This is a genomic window from Maribellus maritimus, from assembly GCF_022267315.1.
GTDB classification, from domain to species: domain Bacteria; phylum Bacteroidota; class Bacteroidia; order Bacteroidales; family Prolixibacteraceae; genus Draconibacterium; species Draconibacterium maritimum.
Window position 1 is genome coordinate 1 of record NZ_JAIKLE010000078.1, and the last position, 8,127, is coordinate 8,127.

The window sequence follows — 8,127 nt, forward strand, 5'->3', positions numbered from 1 at the left end:
AACTGCTACCGACAATTGCGATGCAGATGTGGATGTCTCTTTTAAGGAAGTTTATTCCGATACTATCTGCGATAACAGCTACACCATCACCAGAAAGTGGACAGCTACAGACAACTGCGGAAACCAGACTTTCCATTCCCAGGTGGTGACCATTCAGGACACCACTCCTCCAACTTTTACTTCTCCCGATGACATTACAATATATTCAGACACAATTTGCGAATATGATTCAAGCGTTACTCAAACAGGGGATGTCACTGATGAAAGCGATAATTGCAGCACAACCGAACTGGAGGCAACTTTTACAGACAAAACGGAGGCAGGTGAATCCCCCGGAGAATGGGTTATTACCCGGATTTGGAGCTTGTCAGACGATTGCGGAAATAAAGCAAAAGAGCAGATTCAAATAATTACGGTAAAAGACTCAATTACTCCGTCGATAATTTGGACACCGGTCGAAATTTTTTTAAATGAAAAAGGAGAATACAAACTGACAGATGAAGATATCGCTGCTTTAACAGAAAAAATCACGGACAACTGTACTCCAAGTGAAAATATCGAAATAGAGCTGTCTCCCAAAAGCTTTAACTGTTCTAACACGGGAGAAAAAACAGAGATGCAAATCGTAGCTATTGACTTAAACGGAAACAGATCCAAAATAAGGGAAACAATAACTGTTTCAGATACCATTTCACCAACCATTAACGAAGTTGAAGATATTTCCATCGTGCTGAAAAACAATCCTTGTGATACATTTGTGAGTATCAAATATCCCGAAATTTCGTTCCGTGACAATTGCAGTGCAACATTGAAACAAATCACAGGACTCGGAAGCCGGGAGTCCTTCCCTGTAGGAAGTACTACAGAAACATGGGTAGCTACCGATAAAAGTGGGAATACCGATACGCTTTCATTCAATGTAATCATTATTCCCGGTAATGCTTCACCAACAATTGCTCCCATTACAGATTTGACTATAAACGAAGATCAAGAACCTGTTTCCCTGAATCTAAGCGGTATTTCCTCAGGAAACGACTGTCTGACTCAGGAGTTATCCATCTCTGTCACAAGCAGCAACAACACACTAACAGATTCTCTCCTGATCGATTATACTCAAGGTGCACCAACGGCAATACTGAAAATTGTCCCTGCCCCAAACATGAATGGCGAAACAAAAATAACTGTTACCATAGAAGACAGCGAAGGAGGGACAACATCTAAAACATTTACAGTTACCATAGAAGCAGTAAATGATGCACCATACAAAATAACGTCTATTCCTGACCAAATAATTCATGCTTCTTCTATTTTAAAAATTCCCGTAAGTCCTTTTACTGGACATCTATTTGGCGATATAGAAGATGAAATATTAACCATCAATATAACGTCAGAAGGAAATAATTCATTACCTACATGGGCTACTTTAACCGGTGATATGATAGTCTGCACTCCATCAATTGCGGATACAGGATGTGTCAACATAATAGCAAAAGCATCAGATGCAGAAGGAGCTTTCGTTACCGATACTTTCCAGGTTTGTGTCGATGGTTTTCCTGTTGGCATAAACAGTGCTGAAAATAAAGAATTTGAAATCAAAATGTATCCAAATCCAACATCGGGAGAAGTCACCATAAAATTCTCATCTAAAATTTCCAATGCTGAACTTATCATAACAGACATAACGGGAAAAACAGTATTTAACGGACAGGTTAATGCCGAACAAGAAATCATGCTCAATTTATCCGATAATGTTTCGGGAATATACTTTGTAAGGCTTATTATGGATAAAAAACAGATCGTCAAAAAACTCATTTTAAAAACCAACAAACATGCCAGATAAAATCATATTTAATTTCATGGCGTCACACAAATTTTATAATTAAAAATTGAATTGAGGCTTTGAAATACGTATTTCAAAGCTCTTCTTCTTTTAATCAGGAACCATCGTGCAAATAACCGGATCTAACTAAGAAAAAAACTATTTTTATAAGTAATTCTTTCATAAATTTCTCTGAATTAATTTCCATATTTCTTATAAAAAGAAAATAATTCTGATATACATAAGCAGAATAACAAATAAAATATCAGCTTTTAACCCTTTTGTTTTCAGCTAGAAAAATACTGCAATAAATTTGTATTATCCTTTACTTTGTATACAGGAAACGATAGATAAAATAAAAAAAACGATAAAGGAATAAAACAGATAATATTCCTATTACAAACCCGGTAGAGAATTAATAGTTTAGTTGGATTTTAAATTTATTGATTAGATTTTAAATTTTTCGGTACGCTTTTAAAACTATCCCAAAAACGGGGTAGTTTTTTTTATTGTTCCCTTTCGAAAGATGTAGTCATCCTTATATCTGAAAAATCTGATTCATTTGTTTTCGCGCTATCTCGTTCTTTGTCTGTTTCCCCACTTTTTCCATAAGCAATAAGCGATGATGCCATAATAATACTTGTAGCAATAATTACAACAAACAAAACTCCTCTCTCAAAACCCTCTGTTTTTAACGATTCTGGTATCGCAAAAAACAACAAAACTGAAATCAATCCTCTTGGAGCAATAAAAGTCTGGGGCATAGTATCTTTGTTTTCAACAATATAAAAAAGGCCGAAGCGTAACGCATACATAACAACCAGAAAAATTAAACTAATTAGCCAAACCTGTGTACTCAGCAGAGAATTCAAGGGTAAAGTCATTCCAAAAACAACAAAAAAGAAAGTCCTTACAACAAAAGACGTTTCGACTGTTATCATTTTAAACTGGTCGTAAACAGCATCAATACGTTCATCATCAAGCCACTTCTCAAGCTTCTCCACTAACAATACCTTATGATTTCGAAGTAACAAGCCAAACATCAGGATGATGATAAGCGATGAAAGATGTAATAATTTTCCTACCGCATAAAGCAAAATAAGAACAGCGAGAAAAAGAAAAAACTTTGCCTGCCCCTTTATTTTTTGAATGATGTAAAGAAGGATATAACTCAAAACAACCGATGTTACAATGGTCAAAAATATATTACTTCCTATCGCAAAACTAAGCTGCCTCATTCCCTCAACATCAATATTTTCAACAATCATATAAAAAACCATGATACCCAAAATATCAGAAAAGGTACTTTCGTAAATCAAAAATTCCTTTTTGTAATGGTTTAAGTTTGCCACACTTGGGATTATTATTGCACTGCTCATAATCGAAAGAGGCAAAGCGTAAACCATAGCCTGTAAAAAATCGAGATTAGGAATAAAAATCTGTATAACAAAGGATATCGCCAACGATGTTAAAGCCAGCGAGAATGATGCGATTGTAAAGGACTTCCATATAATCGGCCATTTTTCCTTCTTTAGCTCCAAATCGAGTGCGGCTTCCAGTACAATCATAATCAGTCCGACTATACCAAGTACTTCCAGAACATTAAAATAACTGGGCTCCAAATTAAAATAAAGCAAAAGTTGCTGAATTCCAACACCTAATAAAATGAGAACCAACACGCTCGGTATATTAGTCCGGCGTGCCAGCATATTATTAAAAAATGAAATGATAATTACAACACAAAGTCCAATAAGGAATAGATATGCGTTCATAGTGCTCCTTTTTCGGCAATTTACAAAAACTACTTAAAGAGCTAACAATATTATTGTAAAATATGTTTATGTTGAATTTCTATAGTTCTCCCCGTTCAATTATAAATACAACTACCATGTCATCGGCCTTTTTTCCCAGTGTTTTAAGGGCTAATCCCGTCTCATTCAGTGAATAATCTATTTTTTATTAAAGTGTTGCAATCAGCCCAAAAAGGATAGCCAGAACCAACAAAAGAATTGAATCTATTTCATTATTTTTATGATGGTTAAAGCAGCTTACAATTTTCAAATCCCCTGCTAATCCATTTTAAAAATGCGTTCCATTAATTGCCATTTTTCATCGGCTGTTGCTGTTTCCGATGTTTTTTGAAACTGCGAAACATAAGCCTCCCATTCCGACTGCCTAGGTTTTGTTGCCAGTTCTGCCATGGCTTTGTCATGGTCAAAATCAGCAACAGTATCCATTATCATAAAAAGCTGAGTGCCCTGAATATAAATTTCCATATCGAGTATACCAACCTCTTTCATGCCCTGAGTAATTTCGGGCCAAACGGCTCCGGGTGCATGAACTTCTTTGTAGGCTTTTATAAGCTTTAAATCATTTTCCAGTTGAAGAGTTTTGCAAAATCTTTTTTGGTTCATCATACTGACGGTTGTTTTTTAAAATCGTGATACGTTCTGTATCCGTATATAGCAATCGCAACAAAACAGATAAAAGGGAGTATAAACGAGAAGTTTACTTCTGAAATAAATCCAAATATCTGCAAATCATTAAATCCGGTTCCTCCGGCATCTATAATTCTTGCCTGAAGCGGTGGCATAAGTGCTCCGCCAACAATTGCCATAACCAACCCGGCTGCGCCAAGTGTGGCATCATCACCGATCCCGTCGAGTGCAATTCCATAAATGGTTGGGAACATTAATGACATAAAGGCCGAAGTTGCGACCAAAAGATACATTCCCGCCATTCCCTGAAATAGTATTACACCAGAAATGGTAAACATTCCCCCAATTGCGAAAAGTAACAACATAAATCTCGGGTTCAGATATTTCATCAACGCTGTACTAATAAAACGGCTGGCTATAAAAATGGCCATCGCAACAATGTTGTAGCGTTGCGCTTCCGATTTTTCAAGTCCAAGGTTTTCACCATATTGAATGATAAAAGTCCAGCACATAATTTGTACGCCTACATAAAACACCTGAGCAATTACACCTTCTCGGTATTTTTTATTTTTCATCAATCTTCTAAAAGAATCTATCGCGTGAATCTCGTGATCTGCACTCTCTCTTTTGGGCATTTTTGCCAGAATGATAACCACCAGATAGGCTAAAACTACAAATCCAAGAATAACATAAGGATCACGAATAACTGCCAGGTCATGCGTTCTTACGGCTGCTTTCTCTGTCGCGTTCAAAGTTTCGAAGATCAAATTTCCGGCGGCATCGCGTTTGTCTGAATTCAATGCCGGGAGAATAATCTGAGACGCAACAAACATCCCGGTTATTGAGCCTAAAGGATTAAAAGATTGTGCCAGGTTTAACCTTCTGGTAGCAGTTTCCGGCGCTCCCATCGATAAGATATACGGATTGGCAGTTGTTTCCAAAAATGCTAAACCAAAGGTTAATATGTACAATGAAACCAGAAAAAAACCATAAATCTCGAACTGAGCTGCCGGAAAAAATAACAAAGCACCAACGGCGTATAAAGCCAGGCCAATAATAATTCCCAATTTGTAAGAATACCTTTTTATGATTAGCGCAGCGGGAATAGCCATGGTTCCGTACCCTCCGTAAAAAGCCAACTGTACAAGGGCTGCCTTTGCATTTGAAATTTCCATCACGGTTTTGAATGCTGCCACCATGGGATTGGTAATATCATTGGCGAATCCCCACATGGCAAACAAACTGGTTATTAAAATAAAAGGAACCAGCATTTTTCTGGAAACCACTATATTCTTTGGGTCTTTCATTGTTTTATTGGTTTAAGTTTTAATTTAGTTGGCAAATATTGAAAATTAAGTGATTACTTGTAACCTGTACTAACCGGTACTTCTCTCCACTTTTTGAATATTTGCATATCTATTTTACAGGAATTCGTTCCTTTTCCCTGCTTTGAGTTGTTCCACAATCTTTTTTACGTCTTCAGTTTTGTCGCGTTTGCAAACCAGGGTAGTATTTCCGTCTTTAACAACCACAACATCATCGAGCCCAACAACTGCAATCAATCCTTCATCAGAATATACATAGGAATTTTGGGTATCCAACAAAATGGCTTCCCCTGAGCCGGCATTCCCGTTTTCATCTTTTTTGTCGGTTAAATAAACTGATTCCCAACTACCGAGGTCATTCCAGTCGAAATTCCCTTCCACAAGGTAAATGTTTTGGGCATGTTCCATAATTCCGTAGTCCACCGAAATTCCTTCCACTGCACGATAAATGGTGTCAAGTGTGGGTTCAAAAGTTTCTTTTCCGATTTCTGCCTGAATTTTGCGTAAATCGTTGTATAAATCAGGGGCAAATTGTTTCACTGCATCCAGAAAAACCGACACTTTAAAAATAAACAAGCCGCTGTTCCAGAAAAACCCACCTTGTTCAAGGTAACTGGTCGCTGTCTGCTCATCCGGTTTTTCCACAAAACGTTCCACTTTAAATTGTTTGATGCCATCGCCTGCATTGATTTCCTCAGCTGTTTGTACATAACCATAACCGGTTGCCGGATAAGACGGAGTAATTCCAATGGTAACAATTCCATCTTTTTCGTCGGCAACTTTCGCAGCTGTAAGGACAGTATCTTTAAATAAATCCTCATTGGTTATCAGATGGTCTGAAGGCGAAACGACCATAATTCCTTCCGGGTTATCTATTTCGGCAAACATCGCAGCCAGTCCGATACAGGGCAGTGTATTTTTACCTACCGGTTCGTAAATCAGGTTTTGCCTGGGCAACACCGGGGTTTGTTCCTCCAGTACTTTTGCCTGTGTTTTTCCTGATACAATATAAATATCCTCGTATTTTGTAAAAGTCGAAAAGCGTTTAATGGTGGATTGCAAAAGTGAATCATCGCCAAAAATATTTAAATACTGTTTTGGTTTTGCTGTTTTGCTGCGGGGCCAGAAACGGGTTCCCGAACCTCCGGCCATAATTAAACAATACAATTTTTCCATATTTGATGTGTTTTTCGTTGAAAGTTAAAAATACGTGTTTTATTCAGAAAAAGAAGAATTATTTTCAAATGCATTGAAGTTAAAAAACTAAACCTTCAAAGTTTTGGAAACCTTGAAGGTTTAAATCAGGGTGATGCGATTTTCTATCGCGGCGAATTCCGGCGAATTCTTCATAGGAGTCCTTTCAGGACAATTCGCCGATCCCTTATTCCTCTTCCCCATTCCCTTTTTTTGAATTTCGGCCCTCGCGCTGCGACAAAACCCGGTAATATTTCTCTACGCGCCGGTTCAGGTCTTTTACAAAACCCGAGTAGGTTTCTTCACCGTTTACAATTATCAACGCACCAATGCGTTCGGTAATGGTATGGTAAGCCGCGTCAATTTGCTCACGCACTTCCTTCATGCTCAAGTGGGTTTTCCCCGCTTCTTCCGAATAGCGCTCCTTCACCAGGGTTTCAAAATTATTATTAGCGTTTTTCAGTTCGGTTACCCAGCCGGTTTTCATAATTCTGTTTTAGTCTTTTTTTAATAAAATTTGGTTCAGTGTTATTTGTTTATAATTTTCCCATGGAAATGGTATTAACATAGTATAAAAGCCACACCCAAACTGGATTTTTTCAGAATTTATTTGTTCTTTATATTGAAGTACAATATGGTATTTATTTCGTATACTATCTGGGAAAAAATTAGGTCCTCCGTCATTGGAATTGTGAGTTGGAGAAATAATTTCCTCTGGAAACTCAAAAATTCCTGGAGGAAAATCAAAAGTATAAAAATCCATAGGCCAATGCGAGTTCGCATTTTCGCTGTCTTCCAGCAATATACAATAGCCCCTTTCAGTGTTATTACCTGTTGCCTGTCCATCAGAGTCAACTTCAGAACAAACGAAAGAACCAACAACGTAGCCTTCCACTAAATTGGAATAGTCAACTTCTTTTTCGCATCCTGCCCCCAATAAAACCACACAAAGCGGAAACAGGAACAGGAAAATGGTGAGTAGTTTTAATTTTTTTGTTTTCATATCTATAGTATTTAATTGTGAGTAATTAGTACAGAGTACTTTTTGTATTCGAGGTAACCGTGGTTACCGGGTGTGAGAGCGATAAAGAACAGGGGCTGTTTGGAGGAGCGGGCGTTTCAACCTTGTTGCTGCCCGGGAATGTTTTAAAAGATTTGGTTTATGGGGCATGTTTCATTTTTTAGGTTTTTATAGTTATGAATTTCAGATGAGTTTAATGCGTTGAGAAGCGGCGCAGGGAATATTCACGCCTTCAGGCGCGTAAGTAAAGGTTTTTTGAGTGGCGGGTTCATGATTCTTTGGTTTTATTTGTTAGTTATTTTCAGGTTTGTTTCTGTTAGTACAATCCGT

At 37.6% G+C, this 8,127-nt stretch carries 7 protein-coding genes; 1 reads left to right on the forward strand and 6 read right to left on the reverse strand.

The window, feature by feature from the left end:
* Window positions 1-1,840: T9SS type A sorting domain-containing protein (locus tag K5G00_RS28420; RefSeq protein ID WP_238769880.1), on the forward strand; the 1,840-nt coding region annotated here is incomplete at its 5' end.
* Between the two features lie 485 nt (window positions 1,841-2,325).
* Here K5G00_RS28420 and K5G00_RS28425 read toward each other — a convergent pair.
* The 6 genes from K5G00_RS28425 to K5G00_RS28450 all read right to left on the reverse strand — a co-directional run bounded on the left by K5G00_RS28425 (window position 2,326) and on the right by K5G00_RS28450 (window position 7,779).
* Window positions 2,326-3,591, reverse strand: coding sequence for a cation:proton antiporter domain-containing protein (locus K5G00_RS28425; protein ID WP_238769881.1), 1,266 nt, complete (start codon window positions 3,589-3,591; stop codon window positions 2,326-2,328).
* Between the two features lie 297 nt (window positions 3,592-3,888).
* Window positions 3,889-4,236, reverse strand: a complete 348-nt coding sequence (locus K5G00_RS28430; RefSeq protein WP_238769882.1) for an L-rhamnose mutarotase — start codon at window positions 4,234-4,236, stop codon at window positions 3,889-3,891.
* Window positions 4,233-5,564, reverse strand: coding sequence for an L-fucose:H+ symporter permease (gene fucP, locus K5G00_RS28435; protein WP_238769883.1), 1,332 nt, complete (start codon window positions 5,562-5,564; stop codon window positions 4,233-4,235). The genes K5G00_RS28430 and fucP overlap by 4 nt, the downstream gene beginning before the upstream one ends.
* A gap of 114 nt (window positions 5,565-5,678) precedes the next feature.
* Complete coding sequence (locus K5G00_RS28440; protein ID WP_238769884.1) at window positions 5,679-6,758, reverse strand: mannose-1-phosphate guanylyltransferase; 1,080 nt, start codon at window positions 6,756-6,758, stop codon at window positions 5,679-5,681.
* A 205-nt stretch (window positions 6,759-6,963) separates the two neighbouring features.
* Window positions 6,964-7,263 (reverse strand): DUF6261 family protein, encoded by a 300-nt coding sequence (locus tag K5G00_RS28445; RefSeq protein WP_238769885.1) that lies wholly within the window; start codon window positions 7,261-7,263, stop codon window positions 6,964-6,966.
* A gap of 9 nt (window positions 7,264-7,272) precedes the next feature.
* Window positions 7,273-7,779, reverse strand: coding sequence for a hypothetical protein (locus K5G00_RS28450; RefSeq protein ID WP_238769886.1), 507 nt, complete (start codon window positions 7,777-7,779; stop codon window positions 7,273-7,275).
* Window positions 7,780-8,127: the final 348 nt, after the last annotated feature.